Below are 17,082 nucleotides of genomic sequence, written 5' to 3'. Positions count from 1 at the left end.
ACGACCGCAGAGCCGCGTGCGCGCCCCCGAGCTGCGCGGCGACGTCTGGCTGAACACCGGCGGCCGCCCGCTCACCCTCGCCGAGCTGCGCGGCCGCGTCGTGCTGCTGGACTTCTGGACCAGCGGCTGCATCAACTGCCTCCACGTGCTCGACGAGCTGCGGCCGCTGGAGGCCGAGTTCGCGGACGTGCTGGTCACGATCGGTGTCCACTCGCCGAAGTTCCTGCACGAGGGCGAGCGCGCGTCGATCGAAGCCGCGGTCCGCCGCTACGACGTGCACCACCCGGTCGTCAACGACCCGGAGATGGAGCTGTGGTCGCAGTACGCGGTCCGCGCGTGGCCGACGCTGGTGGTCGTCGACCCCGAGGGGTACGTCGTGCACGTCGCCGCCGGCGAAGGGCACGAAGAGGCGCTTCGCCGCGTCATCGCCGACCTGGTGACGAAGCACGAAGCCAAGGGGACGCTGCGCCGCGGCGGCAGCCCGTACGTGCCGGTCGAGGAGCAGGCCGCCGAGCTGCGGTTCCCGAGCAAGGCCGTCGCCACGGCCGAGGGGCGCGTGCTGGTCGCCGACACGGGGCACCACGCGATCGTCGAGTTCGCTTCGGACGGCGAGACCGTCATCCGCCGCTTCGGCAGCGGGGAGCGCGGCGGCCAGGACGGCCCGTTCGACATCGCGACCTTCGCCGAGCCGTCGGGCATCGCGCTGCTGCCGTACGACGTCGCCGAGCGCGTCGGCTACCACGCCGTGGTCGCCGACACGGCCGGGCACCGGCTGCGCGGCCTGGACCTGATCACCGGCGAGGTGACGACGGTCGCCGGCACCGGCGCGCAGTGGCGCAGCGGGCCGGATTCCGGCAAGGGCGTCGATCTCACGAGCCCGTGGGACGTCGCCTGGTGGGGCCCGGCCGGCGGGGTCGTCGTCGCCATGGCGGGCAACCACACGCTCAGCATCTTCGACCCGGTCAGCGGCACGATCCGCCGCTTCGCCGGGACGACCGTCGAAGGCCTCCGCGACGGCGATGTCAGCGAAGCCTTTTTCGCGCAGACGTCCGGTTTGGCCGTGGACGGCGACAAGCTGTGGCTCGTCGACGCCGAGACGTCGGCGCTGCGCTGGATCGAGCCCGACGGCGAGTCGTTCACCGTCCAGACGGCGATCGGCGTCGACCTCTTTTCGTTCGGCCACACCGACGGCCCCGCCGACAAGGCGCTGCTGCAGCACCCGCTGGGCCTGGCCGTGCTGCCCGGCGACAAGATCGCGATCGCGGACACCTACAACGGCGCGGTCCGCCGGTTCGACGTCTTCACCCGCGAGGTGAGCACGATCGCCACCGGGCTCGCCGAGCCGCAGGGGTTGCTGTTGCACGACGGCGAGCTGCTGGTCGTCGAGTCGGCGGCCAACCGGATCGGCCCGCTGCCGTCCGCCGAGCCGACGGTCGTGGCCGGCGACGCGCACGCCGTGCGCCGCCCGCCGACGGTGCTGGCCCCGGGCGAAATCGAGTTTTCGGTGGTGTTCACGGCCCCACCCGGCGAGAAGCTGGACGACCGCTTCGGCCCGTCGACGCGGCTGGAGATCAGCGCGTCCCCGCCGTCCCTGCTGGTCGACGGCGGGGGCACGGGCACGGACCTGAGCCGCAAGATCCGCCTCGCCGCGGGCGAAGGCGTGCTGCAGGTGGTCGCCCAGGCGGCGAGCTGCGATGACGGCGGCGAGCACCCGGCGTGCCGCATCACCCGGCAGGACTGGGGCGTGCCGGTGCGGCTGGAAAGCGGCGGAGCCCGCGAGTTGAGTCTGGTCATGGCCGGTGCGCCGCGGACTGCCGAGTAACATGCAGGCCGTGTCTGACGGGCCGAAACTCGAAATCCAGATGCTGCACGATCGCGTGCTCGTGCGGCTGTCGCCGGAAGAGGGGGAGCGCCGCAGCAGCGGCGGCATCGTGATCCCCGCAACGGCTCAGGTCGCGCGCCGGCTGGCCTGGGGTGATGTACTGGGCGTGGGCAACAGTGTGCGGAACGTCAAGACTGGCGACCGCGTGCTGTTCAACCCGGAGGACCAGCTCGAGGTCGAGATCCAGGGCGAAGGGCACCTGGTGATGCGCGAACGCGACATCCACGCGGTGGCGACCGAGCGGACCGAGCACGGGACGGGGCTCTACCTGTAGGTCGGTCCCGCGGAAGGCAGGGGCGTGGCAGACGAAGAGGCGACCGAGAGCGCGGCAGTCGAGGTACCGGCCGCCGAGGTGTGGCCCGACGCCGAGCAGGAGCTGCCGGCGCCCGCCGCCGAACCCGAGCCGGAGCGGGCGATCGAGCAGGGCAGCACGGAGACATCCGAGCAGCCGGCCCCGCCCGAGCCGCCTGCGGCGGTCGGCTCCGCTGCGGCGCCTGCGCTGGCTGAGGGACCTGCGGCGGCGGGTTCGGTTGGGGCGCCTGCGCTGGTCGAGCCGCCTGTGGTGCCCGGGGGGCCGAGCAGCGATTCGGTGCCGGATTGGGCCGCGCCGGCCGAGGCGTCTGCCGAGGCAACCGCTGCTGCCGGGTTGCCGCCGGTCTGGCCTGCTGCGGAACCCGATGTCCCCGCCAAACCTGCCGCCGCCACCACTGATCTCTTTTCCGATGATCTGCTCGGCGAGCTTCTCGAAACCCCCACCCCTCCCCCGGCTCCCGACACTCCCGCTCGGAAGCTGCGCAAGGGCGTGGCGCGGACCATGATGGCCATCGGGCTTGCGCTCGGCCTGTTCGTCATCCTCTACGCCATCGACCTCGCCGTCAGCGCCGGGGATGTTCCACGCGGGGTGACCGTCGCCGGGATCGATGTCGGGGGGCTCTCCCATGCCGAGGCCGAAGCCAAGCTGCGGAGGGAGCTCGAGCCGCGGCTGATCCGGCCCGTTGTCGTGCACGGCGGGGATGTGCAGGCCGCGCTGGTGCCCTCGCAGTCCGGGCTCGGGCTCGACTGGCCGAACACCCTCGGGCTCGCCGGGCACCAGCCGCTCAGCCCGATCACGCGGATCATGTCCTTCTTCACCAGCCGCGAGGTCGGGGTCGCCACGCGCACCGATCCGAACCGGATCAGCGATGCCCTGCGTGAGCTCGCCGAGGGCAAGCTGAACCACCTCGCCACCGAAGGCTCGGTCGGGTTCACGCCGATCGACGGCAGCGACGGCGGTGTCACGCCCTACCCGGTCCTGCCGCGGCAGGGCCAGCAGCTCACCGATCTCGCCGGGGCCGTGCACACCGTCACCGACCACTGGCTCGACCCCGGCGGGGTCAAGCTCGCCATGGCGATCACGCCCGTGCGGGCGACCGCAGCCGGCGTGCAGGCCGCCTACCAGCAGATCGTCGTGCCCGCCGTCGCGAAGCCGGTCGTCGTGCACGGCCAGGGCAAGGACGTTCCGCTGAAGCCGGCCGTCATCGCGTCGGCGTTCCAGTTCGCGCCCGTCGAAGGCGGGGCCCTCGAGGTCCGGATCGACCAAGGCAAGCTGCAGGGCGCCCTGAAGGACGACCTCGCGAGCACCGAGACCGACGGCAAGGACGCGCAGATCGTCTTCAGCGGTGACCAGCCCGCCGTCGAGCCCTCCGAGGACGCCCGCAAGATCGACTGGGAGAAGACCTTCCTCCCCCTGATCGACGTCCTCAAGAAGACGGACCAGCGCGATCTCCCGGTCGTCTACCGCGCGTCGGCACCCAGCGTGACCACCGACGCCGCCAGCGCGCTCGGCATCAAGGAGGTCATCGGCGAGTTCACCACCGGTGGCCTGGCCGGCCCGGCCGCGACGAACAACCAGACGCTCGCCGCCCGCGTCTCCGGCACCATCGTCAAGCCCGGCGAGACCTTCAGCCTCGGGGGCCGCTCCGGCCCGCGCACTGCGGACGCCGGTTACGTGCCCGCGCCGGTCGACGAGGACGGCACCGGACCCGACGTCGTCGGTGGTGGCGTCTCGCAGCTGGCGTCCACTTTGTACAACGCCGCCTACCTCGCCGGGCTCGCCGACGCCGGTCACCTGAACCACGACCACTACCTCGACCGCTACCCCGCCGGCCGCGACGCCAAGGCCGTCAACGCCGACGGCAGCCCCGTCGAGCTCAAGCTGACCAACGACGCGGCGACCGGCATCGCCATCCAGGCCACGGTGTCCGGCGACGCGGTGACCGTCCGGATCTGGGGCACCCGGCACTTCCGCGTCGAGGGCCAGACCGGCGAGCAGACCCCCGGCGACCCGCCCCCGATCCAGTTCGGCTCCGGTGGGAGCGGCCCGTGCCGGCCGTCGATCGGCTCGTCCGGGTTCAGCGTCACCGACACGCGCGTGCTCTACGACGTCGCGAGCGGCACCGAGGTCAGGCGGACGTCGCACACGGCGACCTACGGTCCGCGTCCGACCGTTCTGTGTTGAGTTGTCAGCGAAGGACCATGCAACCAGCCTCCTCGAAGTCGCGCAGCCACGCCGGCTCGCGGAACTGCTTGTTCCACCGGAGATCCAGCTTGTCCAGTTTGGACAGCTGGGCCAACGACGCCGGCAACGTCGTCAACGCGTTCTCCCGCAGATCCAGCTGACGCAGCTCACCCAGCGCCCCGATCGACGACGGCAGCGACGTCAGCCGGTTGCCGCGCAGGTGCAGCTCCCGCAACGCACTCAGCGAGCCGATCGACTCCGGCAGCGCGGTCAGCTCGTTGCGGTAGAGCCGGAGTTCGCGCAGCGCCGCGAACCCCGAGAGGTCCGCGGGAAGCGCCGTCAGCCGGTTGTCCGTGCACCCCAGGTACCGCAGCTTCCCCAGCCGGCACCAGGCATCCGGGAACTTCGTCAGCCGGTTGTCGCTGACGTACAGGTACTCGGTGAGGCCGGCCAGCTCGCCCAGCTCGTCCGGCAGCGCGTCGAACCGGTTGTGCGCCAGGTCGAGCGTGTGCAGCGACGTCAGCGCCGAAATCCCCGGCGGCAGCGAAGAAATCCGGTTCGCTGCGAGGTTCAGCACCTCCAACGACGTCAGCGACCACAGCGACCCGGGCACCTCCGAGATCGAGTTCTTGTACAGGTCGAGCCGGGTGACGTCGGGCGGTACCGAAGGCACCGACGTCAGCCCCTGATCGCTCAGGTCCAGTACCGTCATGACGACCGCCGGGTCCTGGGCAGCAACGCCCACGTCGCCGCGTTGTCCGGAGTGGACACCTGGATCCGCAGACCCGGTGCCTCCGACACGGCCAGCTCGGTCAGCCGGAAGTGCATCCGGCCGGCCCGCGGGTGCTCGAACTCCCGCAGCCTCGCCCGCGGCTCCGCCACCTCGTGCCGCGCCCACAGCCCGGCGAACTCGGGGCTCAGCGCGGACAGCCGCCGGATGTCCTCCTCCCACGACGGGTCACCGACGTGGTTGCCGTACTCGGCCCGCATCCGCGCAACCATGTGCGGCACTTCCTCGTCGTAGTTCAGCAGGAACCGCCGCGCGTTCGGCTCGGTCACGCAGCACCACAGCAGGTTCTTGTGCAGGCACGGCAGGCTGTGCCACTCCCAGAACAGGTCCTCCTGCGCCGCGTTCGACGCCAGGACGTCGAACCGGCCGTTGACCACGGTGGCCGGCAGCGGGTCGAGCGCGCGCAGCACTTCGCCCACCGCGTCCGGCACCTCCTCGACCGACGACGGCAGCCGCGACGGCGTCAGCTCCGCCAGCCGGTAGAGGTGCTCGCGCTCGGGGTGGTCCATTCGCAGCGTGCGCGCCACGGCGTCGAGCACCTGCGCGCTCGCGTTGATCGGCCGCCCCTGCTCCAGCCACGTGTACCAGGTGACGCCGACGCCGGCGAGCAGCGCGACCTCCTCCCGCCGCAACCCGCTGGTGCGGCGGCGCACGCCGGGCGGCAGCCCGACCTCGGCCGGGCCGATCCGTGCCCGGCACGCCTTGAGGAACTGGCCGAGTTCCTCCCGGCGGCTGGTGTGGACCTGCGTTGACGTCATGGGGACATGGTGCCCGAGAGGTACGACAATTTTCGGCGAACCAGGTGTTCCAGGTACCAGCATCAGCAGGCTCTCTCCGGCCAAGACCGAAGAACCTCAAGGTCGGACGCATGACACTGACCACCGATGCCGCGGCCATTCCGGACCGGGCTGCCCGGCCGGACAGGCGGCCGTGGTTCATGCTGGCCGTCCTCCTGCTCGGCCAGTTCATGGCGCTGCTCGACGTCACCGTCGTGAACGTCGCCATGACCGACATCCGCACCGACCTGCAGGCGTCCGGCGCCGCGCTGCAGCTCGTCGTGTCCGGCTACACCGTGGGTTACGCGATGCTCCTGATCACCGGCGCCCGGCTCGGCGAGCTGTTCGGACGGCGGCGGCTGTTCGTCACCGGCGTCGTCGCCTTCACCGTCTGCTCGCTGCTGTGCGGCTTCGCGCCGGATCCGGCGACGCTGATCGTCGCGCGGATCGCCCAGGGCGCCGGCGCCGCGCTGATGATGCCGCAGGTCATCAGCGTCATCCAGGCGCACTTCACCGGCCCCGCGCGGGCCAGGGCGCTCAGCGCGTACACCGCGGTCATCTCGGTCGCGTTCGTGGCCGGTCAGGTCCTCGGCGGGGTGCTCGTCGGCGCGGACCTGTTCGGGGCGGGCTGGCGGCCGATCTTCCTGGTGAACGTGCCGATCGGCGTGCTCGTGGCCGTGCTCGCCCTCCGGCTGGTCCCGGGCGGTGCGGCCAAGGCGGGCCGGCGGCTCGACCTCGCCGGTCTCGCGATCGCCGTGCCCGCGGTGGTGCTCGTCGTGCTGCCGCTGGTCCTCGGGCACGAAACCGGCTGGCCCACATGGACGTTCGGCTCGCTCGCGGCGGGCGTACTGCTGGCCGTGCTGTTCGTGGTCGTGGAACGCCGGGTGCGCGACCCCCTGGTCAACCTGGGCGTCCTCAAGGTCCGCGGGGTCGCGCCGGGACTGGCCGCCCTGGCCACCGGCATGGCGTCCTACGGCGGGTTCCTCTTCTGCGTGGCCTTGCACCTGCAGGCGGGTCTCGGGGAGACGGCGCTGGCCGCCGGCCTCACCATGGCGCCCGGCGGCGTGGTCTTCGGCATCTGCGGCTTCTTCTGGCACAAGCTGCCGGAACGCATCCACGCGGCGCTGGTACCACTCGGTTACGTCGGGTCGGCGGTCGCGTACGGGCTGCTGGGGCTGAGCCTGCAGGACGGCGGCAAGGGCGGCGCGCTGTTCTTCGCCGCGCTCGTGCTGTTCGGCCTGTCCATGGGCCTGGCGTTCGGATCGCTGATGGCGCACGCCCTCACGCACGTCCCGCTCGCGAGCGCGGCGGACGCCAGCGGCCTGCTCACGACGACGTTGCAGCTCGGCCAGGTCGTCGGGGTCGCGGTGTTCGGGAGCCTGTTCCTGACGCTCACCGGCGGGTCGTCCGCGCACGCCATCACCACGACGATGACGTGGGCGGCGGTGTTGCTGCTGGCGGGTAGCGGGTTCGCCGTCGCCCTCGCGCGGGCGTCGAGGCGGTAGGCACGGAAAAGCCCGGCCGGTTCACCCGAAGGTGGACCGGCCGGGCCGAGGTTCCTGGGTGTTACCGGGTTACACCACGACGGCCGTACGCGCCGGCGGCGATGCTGACACCGATCGCGGCCAGGACGACCTGGGTGAGGATCTCCAGCCAGTCGATGCCGTTGGTGTCCGCGTAGCCCAGGCCCCGCGCGATGGCGGTGCCGATGAAGGCGGCGATGATACCGATCACGATGGTCAGCCAGACCGGGATGTTCTGCTTGCCGGGAGCGACCAGCCGGCCCAGAACACCGATGATCAGCCCGACGACGATGGCGCTGATGATGCCGGCGACAGTCATCACTTTCTCCTCTCGGTGATCGCGGGTCCGGCCACTCGGTCCCGCGAACTCTCGCAGACGGAATTCCCCGGCGGTATGACGTCGAAACGCCGAAGGGCCCCTTCCGGGTCGGAAGGGGCCCTTCGGCGGAATGCGTTGATCAGAACGCGGCTTCGTCGATCTCCATGAGCTCGTTGTCGGCGGCCTCCACGATGGCGCGGCGGGCGGTCAGCTCCGGCAGCACCTGCTTCGCGAAGAACGACGCCACGGCGATCTTGCCCTCGTAGAACGGGGTGTCCTTGGCGGACGCGCCCGCGTCGAGCTTGCCGATCGCGACCTCGGCGTGCTTGAGCAGCTGCCAGCCGATCAGCAGGTCGCCGACCGACATCAGCAGGCGGACCGTGTGCTGGCCGACCTTGTTGATGCTCTGCGGGTCCTCCTGGGACGCGGTCAGGTAGCCGATCAGCGAGCCGAGCATGCCCTGGGTGTCCTCGAGGGCCTGCTTGAGCAGCGCGCGCTCGTTCTTGAGCCGGCCGTTGCCCGCCTCGGACTCGATGAACTTGGTGATCTCGCCGGCGACGAAGGCCAGCGACTGGCCCTTGTCACGGACGATCTTCCGGAAGAAGAAGTCCAGCGACTGGATCGCCGTGGTGCCCTCGTACAGCGAGTCGATCTTGGCGTCGCGGATGTACTGCTCGATCGGGTAGTCCTGCAGGAAGCCGGACCCGCCCAGCGTCTGCAGCGACTGCACGAGCTGCTCGGTGGCGCGCTCGGAGCCGACGCCCTTGACGATCGGCAGCAGCAGGTCGTTGACGCCGTGCGCGAGCTTCTGGTCGCCCTCGCCGGTCCACAGCTGGTCCTGGAAGGACGCGGTGTAGAGGTACACCGCGCGCAGGCCCTCGGCGTACGCCTTCTGCAGCATCAGCGAGCGGCGGACGTCCGGGTGGTGGGTGATGGTGACGCGCGGCGCGGTCTTGTTCAGCATGTTCGGCAGGTCGGCGCCCTGGACGCGCTCCTTGGCGTACTCGAGCGCGTTGAGGTAACCCGTCGACAGCGTCGCGATGGCCTTCGTGCCGACCATCATCCGGGCGTACTCGATGACCTGGAACATCTGCGCGATGCCGTCGTGGACCTCGCCGAGCAGCCAGCCCTTGGCCGGGGTGCCGTGCTGGCCGAAGGTCAGCTCGCACGTCGTCGAGGCCTTGATGCCCATCTTGTGCTCGACGTTCGTGACGAAGGCGCCGTTGCGCTCGCCCAGCTCACCGGTCTTGGAGTCGAAGTGGAACTTCGGGACGAGGAACAGCGACAGGCCCTTGGTGCCCGGCTTGGTCTCGATGCCGGGGCCCTCGGGGCGGGCGAGCACCAGGTGCATGATGTTTTCGCTCATGTCGTGCTCGGCCGAGGTGATGAACCGCTTCACGCCGTCGATGTGCCAGGAGCCGTCCTCCTGCTTGGTGGCCTTGGTGCGGCCCGCGCCGACGTCGGAGCCGGCGTCCGGCTCGGTCAGCACCATGGTGGCGCCCCACTGCCGGTCGATCATGATCTGGGCCCAGTGCTTCTGCTCTTCGGTGCCGTTCTTGTTCACGATCATGGCGAAGTTCGGGCCCGCCATGTACATGAACAGCGGGGCGTTCGCGCCGAGGATCAGCTCGGACGCCGCCCACTGCACGGTCGGGGGCAGCCCGAAGCCGCCGAGGTCGTTGGTCAGGCCGAGGCGCCACCACTCGCCGTCGAGGAGCTGCTTGTAGCTCTTCTTGAACGACTCGGGGATCTTGACGCTGAAGGTCTTCGGGTCGTACACGGGCGGGTTGCGGTCGGCGTCGGCGAAGGACTCGGCGAGCGGGCCGGTCGCGAGCTTGTTCAGCTCGGACAGCACCCCGCGCGCGGTCTCTTCGTCGGATTCGGCGAGCACACCCTTGCCCAGGCGGTCCTGCACGCCGAGTACCTCGAAGAGGTTGAACTCCAGGTCTCGGACGTTGCTCTTGTAGTGGCCCATGTCGTCACTCCAATGTGTTCGGCTCCCCGGCCGGGCACATGTTCGCCTTACTCGCCGGTAACTTCAGGATATTACCTGTGGGTAACCAGGGCAAGCAGATCCGCACTTCCGGGTAGGCGAAATTGGGGTCAGCGCTGGTTCGGAAGGGCGGTTGTGTCGGCAGTCACCGGGACGTGGCCGTCCTCCGCCCGGGCGACGAGGATCCCGCTGCGGAAGGCGATCGTCACCGCGTGTGTCCGGTCCCGGGCGGAAAGCTTGCGCAGGATGCTCTTCACGTGCGTCCGGACCGTCTCGACGGACAGGAAGAGCAGCTTCGCGATCGCCGAGTTTTCGAGTCCTTCGGCGACCAGCTGGAGCACCTGGTACTCGCGCCGGGACAGGGGCATCCCGCCGCGGGGCGACGGCGGGCTGTCGTCGCTTTTCGGGACCGTCGTGCGCTTCGGCCGGGCCGTCAGTGCGGCCAGCGCCGGATCGATGTAACGGCGATCGGTGTGGGCCCGCCGGATCGCTTCGGCCAGCCGCCGTGAATCGATCGACCGCGGCACGATCGCGTGCGCGCCCGCGGCGATCGCGGCCGCGAGGTACTGCTGCGTGCGGTTGGCGTCACGGATCAGCGTGACCAGGATCAGCGCCGGGTCACCCGCGTTGAGCAGCTTGGTCAGGTGGCAGTTCGGGTCGAGCGCCGAGTCGAGCACGACGACGTCCGGCTTGACCTGCTCGCACAGCTGCAGCGCGGCGTGGTGGCTGGCGGCCTGGCCCGCCCAGTGCAGCCCCTGGCTGCGGTGGACGAGCGCGGCGAGGCCGTCGCGGAAGATCGGGACCGGATCGACGACCGCCACGCCGAGACTGCGCCCGCCGGGTCCGGCCGGCCCGCTGGGCCTGCGGCTGGGCTCGATGCCGTGCATCGTGGGCCTCCGTCTCTGCGCCGTCGCCTTCGGGTCGCCTCGCCGGCGCCGTCCGATCCCCCTGCTGGACCGGCCAAGGTGACTCCTCCTGCTAGGTACGAGTCGCGATTGCGCAGCTCATGACGCCAAATCCCCCTCATGGCCCAACCTGCAGGTCACAGCAAACTGTGGGTAGAAGTCGATCTTGTCGAGCTGGCTTGGCCGGACGGGAAGGAACCTGATGGGGCAGTTGGCGCTACTGAGGGTGGCCCGCAGCCGTTCAACGATTTCGACAGTCATCGGATGCGGCCCGCAACCGCCCGAACTCGGCCGCCAGCCCGGCCGGCGTCCAGTGCGCGTTCAGCCCGCTCGGGTTCGGCAGCACCCACACGCGGGTGTCACCGATCCGGTGGTGGTCCTGCGGGCCGACGTGGGCTTTCGGGAAGCCGAACGCGGTCCGGTAGGCGGTGATCCCGACGACGGCCAGCCAGCGCGGGCGGTACTCGAGGACCTTCGCGACCAGCAGTTTCCCGCCTTCGCGCAGTTCGTCGCCGGACAGTTCGTCGGCGCGGGCCGTGGTCCGGGCCACGACGTTCGTGATGCCCAGGTGGAGGTCGAGGAGTTCGTGTTGTTCGCTGGGTTTGTACAAGCGTGGGGTGAAGCCGCCGTTGTGGAGCGCGGGCCAGAAGCGGTTGCCGGGGCGGGCGAAGTGCTGGCCGAGGGCGCCGGAGTAGAGGCCGGGGTTGATGCCGCAGAACAGGACGTCGAGGTCGGGCGCGATGACGTCCCGGATGGTCGTGTTGTGCGCTGCGGCCAGCTGGTCCTTGGTGGGTCGGGTGCTCACCGGTCCAGTTTCCGGCACGCTCGGGGGATGGAGGTCACCACGGACGGTTCCCCCGTCGAGGTCTACCTGCTCCTGCCGCCGAACGGTGAGGCGGAGATCGTGCACGCCGCCGTCCCGCCGGACGCCTCGGTCCTCGAACTCGGCAGCGGCGCCGGCCGCGTCACGCACCCGCTTGCCGAGCTGGGCCACGAGCTCGTCGCCGTGGACGACTCGCCCGCCATGCTCGCGCACGTCCGCTCCCCGGCAGTCTGCGTGCGAATCGGGGATCTGGACCTCGGGCGGACATTCGACGCGGTCCTTCTCGGCAGCCATCTGATCAACACCGAGCAAGACGCGGACCGGCAGGCGATGCTCGCCGCCGCGCGGCGCCACCTCAGCCCGGACGGGCAGCTGATCGTCGAGTGGCATCCGCCCGAGTGGTTCGACACGGCCGCGTCCGGCCAGGGCCGCCTGCTCGGGGAGGTGACGATCGAGCTCGCCGACGTGGTCCGCGACGGCGATCTGCTCTCGGCGACGGTCCGCTATTCGGCGCGCGGACGAGCGTGGCACCAGGAGTTCACCTGCCGCCGCTTGGCCCTCGACCACGTCCTGACCTCGGCCGATTTCGTCTTCGACCGCTGGCTCACTCCCGACCACATGTGGTTCGCCGCCCGCGCCCGTCGCAAGGGGTAGCGGATTCACCACGAACCTGCGTACCCTGTGTGATCTCCCGCACAGCGCCGTACCGAGGAGGATTTCGTGCAGCTTCCGATCGTCCTCGGGCTGGTTGCGCTGGTCCTCGCCGTCGCCGCGCTCGTTGTCGTGCTCGAAGACCGGCGGGCCGCCAAACGAGCCGCCTTGCAGCGGAAAGCCCGGCTAGCGCGTCTGGGCGAAGTCGACCCGCTCGCGCCGGGCCGGCTGCACGTGGACCGGTGAACGCAGGAACGTCAGCAGCAGCGCGCCGAACACCCAGCCCACGCCGGCGCCTGCCGTGTTGTTCATGAGGTCGTCGACGTCGAAGATGCGGTAGACGTACGGTGCTGTGCCGAAGTTGGCCGTGACCTGCGTGAGTTCGATGCACAGCGACGCCGTGAAGCCGATCAGGGCCGTGCCGATCAGGCCGCGGCGCCAGAGGATCCGCGCGAACACCCCCAGCGGGACGAACAGCAGCACGTTCAGGCACGCCTGCTGGAACGCCTGCGTCGTGAACCAGTCCCCGCCGCCGTGCTTGAGCAGCTCCGTGTGGATGTCGGCGATCCACTGGAACGGGTGCAGCTGCACCGTCTGCGCCAGCCGGCGGGTGCCCGGGCCCGGCAGCGGCAGGAGGACGACCGCGAGGGTCATGCAGCCGTAGAGCAGCACCGCCGCGGTGGCGGCGAGGCCGCGCAGGCGCAGGCCGCCGTGGCGGGCGAGCTGGGTGATCAGCTGCGGCACGAGCACCACGACCCACAGCGCGAGGAACCCGATGAAGCCGTACTGCAGGGCCGTGACCTGTGCGTTCGTCATGCCACCGACGGTATGGATCTTGCCGCCGGTGCCGCTTCGGTCGATGAGCCGCGCCGCCCGGTCACCATCGGCCACTTGGCCGACCCGCCGCCGGGCCGATCGGTCAGTCGTCGTCGCGCTCTTCGCCGCGTTCGGAATGCCAGGCGCTGAGCACCGTGCCCCCGATGAGCAGCACCACGACGACCAGCACGATCAGAACGACCTCGATGCCCATCTTTCCCCCACATGTCGGAACGTCCGCCACATCGGCACCGCCCGGCCGGGTGTTACCGAAGTCATGCCGGCGTAACCGGATGCTGCTTGCGCCGACCGGGGAATGACCACGACGCTCGGCACGTCGAACTCTTGTGCAGGCAACGAAAGGAACGCTCATGGCACCGGTCCGGGTCGGCATCGTCGGGCTCAGCGCGAACGGCGGCTGGGCCGCGACCGCGCACGTGCCCGCGCTGGCCGCGGTCGACGGCTACGAACTCCGGGCGCTCAGCGGCAGCAACGCCGAGTCCGCGCGGGTGGCCGGCGAGAAGTACGGCGTCCCCCTGACCTTCGGCGATGCCGGGGAGCTGGCCCGGCACCCGGAGGTCGACCTCGTGGTCGTCGCCGTGAAGGTGCCCGAGCACCGGGCGCTCATCGAGCCCGCGCTGGCCGCGGGCAAGCAGGTGCTGAGCGAGTGGCCGCTGGGCGTGAGCCTGGCCGAAACCGAGGCGCTGGCCGAAGCCGCTCGCGGGAAGACGACGGCGGTCGGCCTGCAGGGACGCTCGGCGCCGGCGTTGCGCTACCTGCGTGACCTCATCAAGGACGGCTACGTCGGCCGCGTCCTCTCGACGTCGCTGATCGCTTCCGGCGCCAACTGGGGGCCGAGCGTGCGGGCCGGCCGGGACTACCAGCTGCACCCCGAAGGCGGGGCGACGATGCTGACCATCCCCTTCGCGCACACCGTCGACGCGCTCGCCATGGTCCTCGGCGGCTTCACCACGCTCTCGGCGACGATGGCGACCGTCCGGCCGCGGGTGCGCGACGAGGTCACCGGCGAGTCGGTCGCGATGACCGCGCCGGACCAGATCGCCGTCACCGGCGTGCTGACCGGCGGCGCGGTCGCGTCGCTGCACGTGCGCGGCGGGACGTCGCCCGCGACGGACTTCCACTGGGAGATCAACGGCACCGAGGGCACGCTGGTCGTCGAGGCCGCGGACCCGCTGTTCTGGATCGCGAAGCTGACCTTGCGCGGCAGCCGGACCGGCACGCTCGAAAAGCTGACTGTTCCCGCCCGGTACGAACTGCCGCAGCTGGCCGGACGCAGCGCCGAACCGTCGTACAACGTGGCGCACGCCTACGCGCGGCACCTCAAGGGCGACCTCCCCGATTTCGCGCACGCCCTGCGCGTGCACCGCGTGCTGGACGCCGTCCAGCGGTCGGCCGACAGCGGGCGCCGGGTCGAGCCGGACGCAGAGTAACTGTTACCGCCGGTCGTAGGTTTCCGCTACCCTCGGGTCATGGACGACGTGGTCTACGACCGTGCGGGGCGCGGCGAGCCGCTGGTGCTGATCCACGGCATCGGTCACCGCCGTCAGGCGTGGGCGCCGGTGTTTCCGCTGCTCACGCCGCATCGCGACGTCATCGCCGTCGACTTGCCCGGCTTCGGGGAGTCGCCCGAGCCGTCCGGCGGGTACGGCATCGAGCCCGCGCTGGTGATGTTCAAGGAACTCTTCACCGACCTCGGGCTCGACCGGCCGCACGTCGCCGGCAACTCGCTCGGCGGCCTGCTGTCGCTGGCGCTCGGAGAGGCCGGGCTGGTCCGCAGCGTCACGGCGTTGTCGCCGGCCGGGCTGTGGAACCGGCGCCAGAAGGTGTACGCCATCGCGACGCTCAAGGCCCACCGTGCCCTTGCCCAGCGCACGCCGCCGCACGTCGTGCGCCGGATCGCCGCGACCGCGGCCGGGCGGCGCGCGCTGACCGGGATGATCGTCGGGCGGCCCGAGCGGCAGACGCCCGAATCCGTCGTCGAGGACGCCCACGCGCTCGCCACCGCGCCCGGCTTCGAACCCACCGCCGCCCAGTCCCGCGGGGACTTCCGCTTCACCGGCCCGGTCACCGGCGTCCCGGTGACGATCGCCTGGGCCGAGCGCGACCGGATCCTCGCCCGGCCGCGCGTCGCCGACCTGCGGAAAGTCGCGCCGCACGGGGTGTTCCGGTTGCTGCCCGGCTGCGGGCACGTGCCGATGAACGACGACCCGGAGCTCGTGGCGCGCGTGCTGCTCGACGGAAGCCGTTAGGTGACATTCGCTTTACGGCCGTCTTTTGACCCTGGTAGGTGACCGGCTCACCAGGCAGAATCCTCCGCCGTGCGCCCGTTCGGGGACCCTGGGCGCGAATCGGAGGAAGAACACTCATGAGGCTTTCTACCCGGCTCGCGGTGTTCGCCGCGGCCGCGCTGGCTACGACGGCGGTGACCACCGCACCCGCGTCCGCGGGCCAGCGCCCGGACCCCACGACCGACGTCCGGATCATCGGGTTCAACGACCTGCACGGCAACCTGGAGCCGCCGTCCGGTTCCAGCGGGCGCGTGGTGCAGTCGGACGGGACCACTGTGGACGCCGGCGGGGCCGCTTACCTGGCCACGCACGTGAAGCAGCTGCGGGCGCAGGTGCGCAACTCGTTCGTCGTGTCCGCCGGGGACAACATCGGCGCGTCGCCGCTGACCTCGGCGCTGTTCCACGACGAGCCGACCATCGACTTCCTGAACATGCTCGGCGTCAACGCGTCCGTCGTCGGCAACCACGAGTTCGACGAGGGCTACAAGGAACTGCAGCGCATGCAGTTCGGCGGCTGCCACCCGACGGACGGCTGCCAGTTCCAGCCGACGTTCGACGGTGCGAAGTTCCCGTTCCTCGGGTCCAATGTGTACTTCACCAACGGCCTGCCCGCGCTGTTGCCGTTCACCGTCAAGTTCGAAGGCGGTGTGCCGGTCGGCGTCATCGGCGCCACGCTGAAGGACCTGCCCTCCGTCGTCACGCCGGAGGCCATCAAGGGCCTGAAGTTCGGTGACGAGGTCGAGGCGATCAACCGGACCGCGAACCTGCTCGACTACTTCGGCGTCAAGGCCCAGGTCGTGCTCATGCACCAGGGCGACGGCACCGAGGTCGAGGGCCCGAACGACTGCAAGCTGCGCCCGGGCCCGGCCGCCGCGATCGCGGCCGCGGTGACGCCGAAGGTCGACGCCTTCTTCACCGGGCACAGCCACCAGCAGTACAACTGCGTGATCAACGACCCGGCGGGCCAACCGCGGCCGGTCATCCAGGGCTCGTCGTTCGGCCGGCTGCTGTCGGTGGTGGACCTGAAGATCAGCCTGAAGACCCGCGACGTCGTGCGGTCGCAGACCAAGGCGTTCAACGAGATCGTCACCCGCACGGTCACGCCGGACCCGGCCGTGGCCGCGCTGGTCGCCGACGCCAAGACCAAGTCCGCGCCGATCGCGAACCGGCAGGTCGGCACCATCACCGCCGACCTGCCGGCGGCGGGCAACGCGGCCGGTGAGTCGCCGCTCGGCGACGTCATCGCCGACGCGCAGCTCGCGGGCACGCAGTCGAACAACGCGGTCGTCGCGATCACCAACCCGGGCGGCATCCGCGCCGACCTGACGTACAAGTCGTCGCCGAGTGGCGAGGGCGACGGCGTGGTGACCTACGGCGAGGCGTTCACGGTCCAGCCGTTCTCGAACATCATGCAGACGATCACGCTGACCGGCGCGAACCTGAAGAACGTGCTGGAACAGCAGTGGACCGCGGCCGGCACCAAGATTCTGCAGATCTCGAGTTCGCTGCACTACTCGTACTCGGCGAGCGCGCCGATCGGCTCGCGCGTCTCGAACCTCACGATCAACGGCACGCCGGTCGACCCGGCGGCGACGTTCCGCGTGTCGGTGAACAACTTCCTCGCCGCCGGCGGGGACGGCTTCACCGAGTTCACCAAGGGCACGAACCTGTCGGGCGGCCCGGTGGACCTCGACGCGCTGATCGCCTACCTGGGTGCGCACCCGAACCTGGCGCCGCCCGCGGCGGACCGGATCACCCGCCTGCCGTAGTTCCCGTTTTTCCAAGCCGCCGGGTCGAC

At 70.7% G+C, this 17,082-nt stretch carries 16 protein-coding genes; 9 read left to right on the top strand and 7 right to left on the bottom strand.

Translation table 11 applies throughout. The features are described 5' to 3' along the window. Positions 1-16 precede the first annotated feature (16 nt). Genes AB0J55_RS07400 through AB0J55_RS07390 form a run of 3 tightly spaced genes read left to right on the top strand, consistent with a single transcriptional unit; the run spans position 17 to position 4,379 of the window. The gene (locus AB0J55_RS07400) at positions 17-1,822 is read left to right on the top strand and encodes an NHL domain-containing thioredoxin family protein (RefSeq protein ID WP_364245936.1); all 1,806 of its coding nucleotides are present in this window, start codon (positions 17-19) and stop codon (positions 1,820-1,822) included. Position 1,823: 1 nt separating this feature from the next. Continuing rightward, positions 1,824-2,156: a co-chaperone GroES gene (locus tag AB0J55_RS07395; RefSeq protein WP_013230909.1), complete on the top strand. Its 333-nt coding sequence runs from the start codon at positions 1,824-1,826 to the stop codon at positions 2,154-2,156. Positions 2,157-2,180: 24 nt separating this feature from the next. Further along, the gene (locus tag AB0J55_RS07390; protein ID WP_364244160.1) at positions 2,181-4,379 is read left to right on the top strand and encodes a VanW family protein; all 2,199 of its coding nucleotides are present in this window, start codon (positions 2,181-2,183) and stop codon (positions 4,377-4,379) included. A 4-nt stretch (positions 4,380-4,383) separates the two neighbouring features. Here the strand turns inward: AB0J55_RS07390 and AB0J55_RS07385 are convergent, their stop codons facing one another. Continuing rightward, a complete protein-coding gene (locus tag AB0J55_RS07385) occupies positions 4,384-5,091 on the bottom strand; it encodes a leucine-rich repeat domain-containing protein (protein WP_364244158.1) in 708 nt (235 codons plus the stop codon). Next, positions 5,088-5,927, bottom strand: a complete 840-nt coding sequence (locus AB0J55_RS07380; protein WP_364244155.1) for a helix-turn-helix transcriptional regulator — start codon at positions 5,925-5,927, stop codon at positions 5,088-5,090. Before AB0J55_RS07380 ends, AB0J55_RS07385 begins: the two co-directional genes overlap by 4 nt. A gap of 110 nt (positions 5,928-6,037) precedes the next feature. Here AB0J55_RS07380 and AB0J55_RS07375 point away from each other — a divergent pair, with 110 nt between their 5' ends. Continuing rightward, positions 6,038-7,450 (top strand): MFS transporter, encoded by a 1,413-nt coding sequence (locus AB0J55_RS07375; RefSeq protein ID WP_364244152.1) that lies wholly within the window; start codon positions 6,038-6,040, stop codon positions 7,448-7,450. 61 nt (positions 7,451-7,511) lie between these two features. Here the strand turns inward: AB0J55_RS07375 and AB0J55_RS07370 are convergent, their stop codons facing one another. From AB0J55_RS07370 to mug, 4 genes are all read right to left on the bottom strand, one after another. Continuing rightward, positions 7,512-7,787, bottom strand: a complete 276-nt coding sequence (locus AB0J55_RS07370) for a GlsB/YeaQ/YmgE family stress response membrane protein (RefSeq protein ID WP_364244149.1) — start codon at positions 7,785-7,787, stop codon at positions 7,512-7,514. Between the two features lie 139 nt (positions 7,788-7,926). Beyond that, entirely contained in the window at positions 7,927-9,762 is a 1,836-nt protein-coding gene (locus AB0J55_RS07365; RefSeq protein WP_364244146.1) for an acyl-CoA dehydrogenase, read from the bottom strand. A 128-nt stretch (positions 9,763-9,890) separates the two neighbouring features. Beyond that, entirely contained in the window at positions 9,891-10,667 is a 777-nt protein-coding gene (locus AB0J55_RS07360) for a response regulator transcription factor (RefSeq protein ID WP_364244144.1), read from the bottom strand. A 259-nt stretch (positions 10,668-10,926) separates the two neighbouring features. Beyond that, positions 10,927-11,490, bottom strand: a complete 564-nt coding sequence (gene mug, locus AB0J55_RS07355) for a G/U mismatch-specific DNA glycosylase (RefSeq protein WP_364244142.1) — start codon at positions 11,488-11,490, stop codon at positions 10,927-10,929. Positions 11,491-11,517: 27 nt separating this feature from the next. On the opposite strand from mug, the gene AB0J55_RS07350 reads away from it, so the two are divergent. Together AB0J55_RS07350 and AB0J55_RS07345 are read left to right on the top strand one after the other, a co-directional pair. Continuing rightward, the gene (locus AB0J55_RS07350) at positions 11,518-12,162 is read left to right on the top strand and encodes a class I SAM-dependent methyltransferase (protein ID WP_364244140.1); all 645 of its coding nucleotides are present in this window, start codon (positions 11,518-11,520) and stop codon (positions 12,160-12,162) included. Between the two features lie 66 nt (positions 12,163-12,228). After that, positions 12,229-12,405 carry a hypothetical protein gene (locus AB0J55_RS07345; protein ID WP_003058066.1) on the top strand — a complete coding sequence of 59 codons (177 nt, stop codon included), beginning with the start codon at positions 12,229-12,231 and terminating at the stop codon, positions 12,403-12,405. Here AB0J55_RS07345 and AB0J55_RS07340 read toward each other — a convergent pair. Further along, a complete protein-coding gene (locus AB0J55_RS07340; protein WP_364244138.1) occupies positions 12,346-12,975 on the bottom strand; it encodes a VanZ family protein in 630 nt (209 codons plus the stop codon). The genes AB0J55_RS07345 and AB0J55_RS07340 overlap by 60 nt on opposite strands. 371 nt (positions 12,976-13,346) lie before the next feature. Here AB0J55_RS07340 and AB0J55_RS07335 point away from each other — a divergent pair, with 371 nt between their 5' ends. The 3 genes from AB0J55_RS07335 to AB0J55_RS07325 all read left to right on the top strand — a co-directional run bounded on the left by AB0J55_RS07335 (position 13,347) and on the right by AB0J55_RS07325 (position 17,053). Continuing rightward, the gene (locus AB0J55_RS07335) at positions 13,347-14,426 is read left to right on the top strand and encodes a Gfo/Idh/MocA family oxidoreductase (RefSeq protein WP_364244136.1); all 1,080 of its coding nucleotides are present in this window, start codon (positions 13,347-13,349) and stop codon (positions 14,424-14,426) included. 39 nt (positions 14,427-14,465) lie between these two features. Then, positions 14,466-15,245 carry an alpha/beta fold hydrolase gene (locus tag AB0J55_RS07330; protein ID WP_364244134.1) on the top strand — a complete coding sequence of 260 codons (780 nt, stop codon included), beginning with the start codon at positions 14,466-14,468 and terminating at the stop codon, positions 15,243-15,245. A gap of 116 nt (positions 15,246-15,361) precedes the next feature. Further along, a complete protein-coding gene (locus AB0J55_RS07325) occupies positions 15,362-17,053 on the top strand; it encodes a bifunctional metallophosphatase/5'-nucleotidase (RefSeq protein WP_364244132.1) in 1,692 nt (563 codons plus the stop codon). The last annotated feature ends 29 nt before the right edge of the window (positions 17,054-17,082 follow it).

It is taken from the genome of Amycolatopsis sp. NPDC049688 (genome assembly GCF_040674975.1).
Classification (GTDB): Bacteria; Actinomycetota; Actinomycetes; order Mycobacteriales; family Pseudonocardiaceae; genus Amycolatopsis.
The sequence above is the reverse complement of the archived record's forward strand: the minus strand, read 5'-3'. Positions and strand labels throughout refer to the sequence as shown.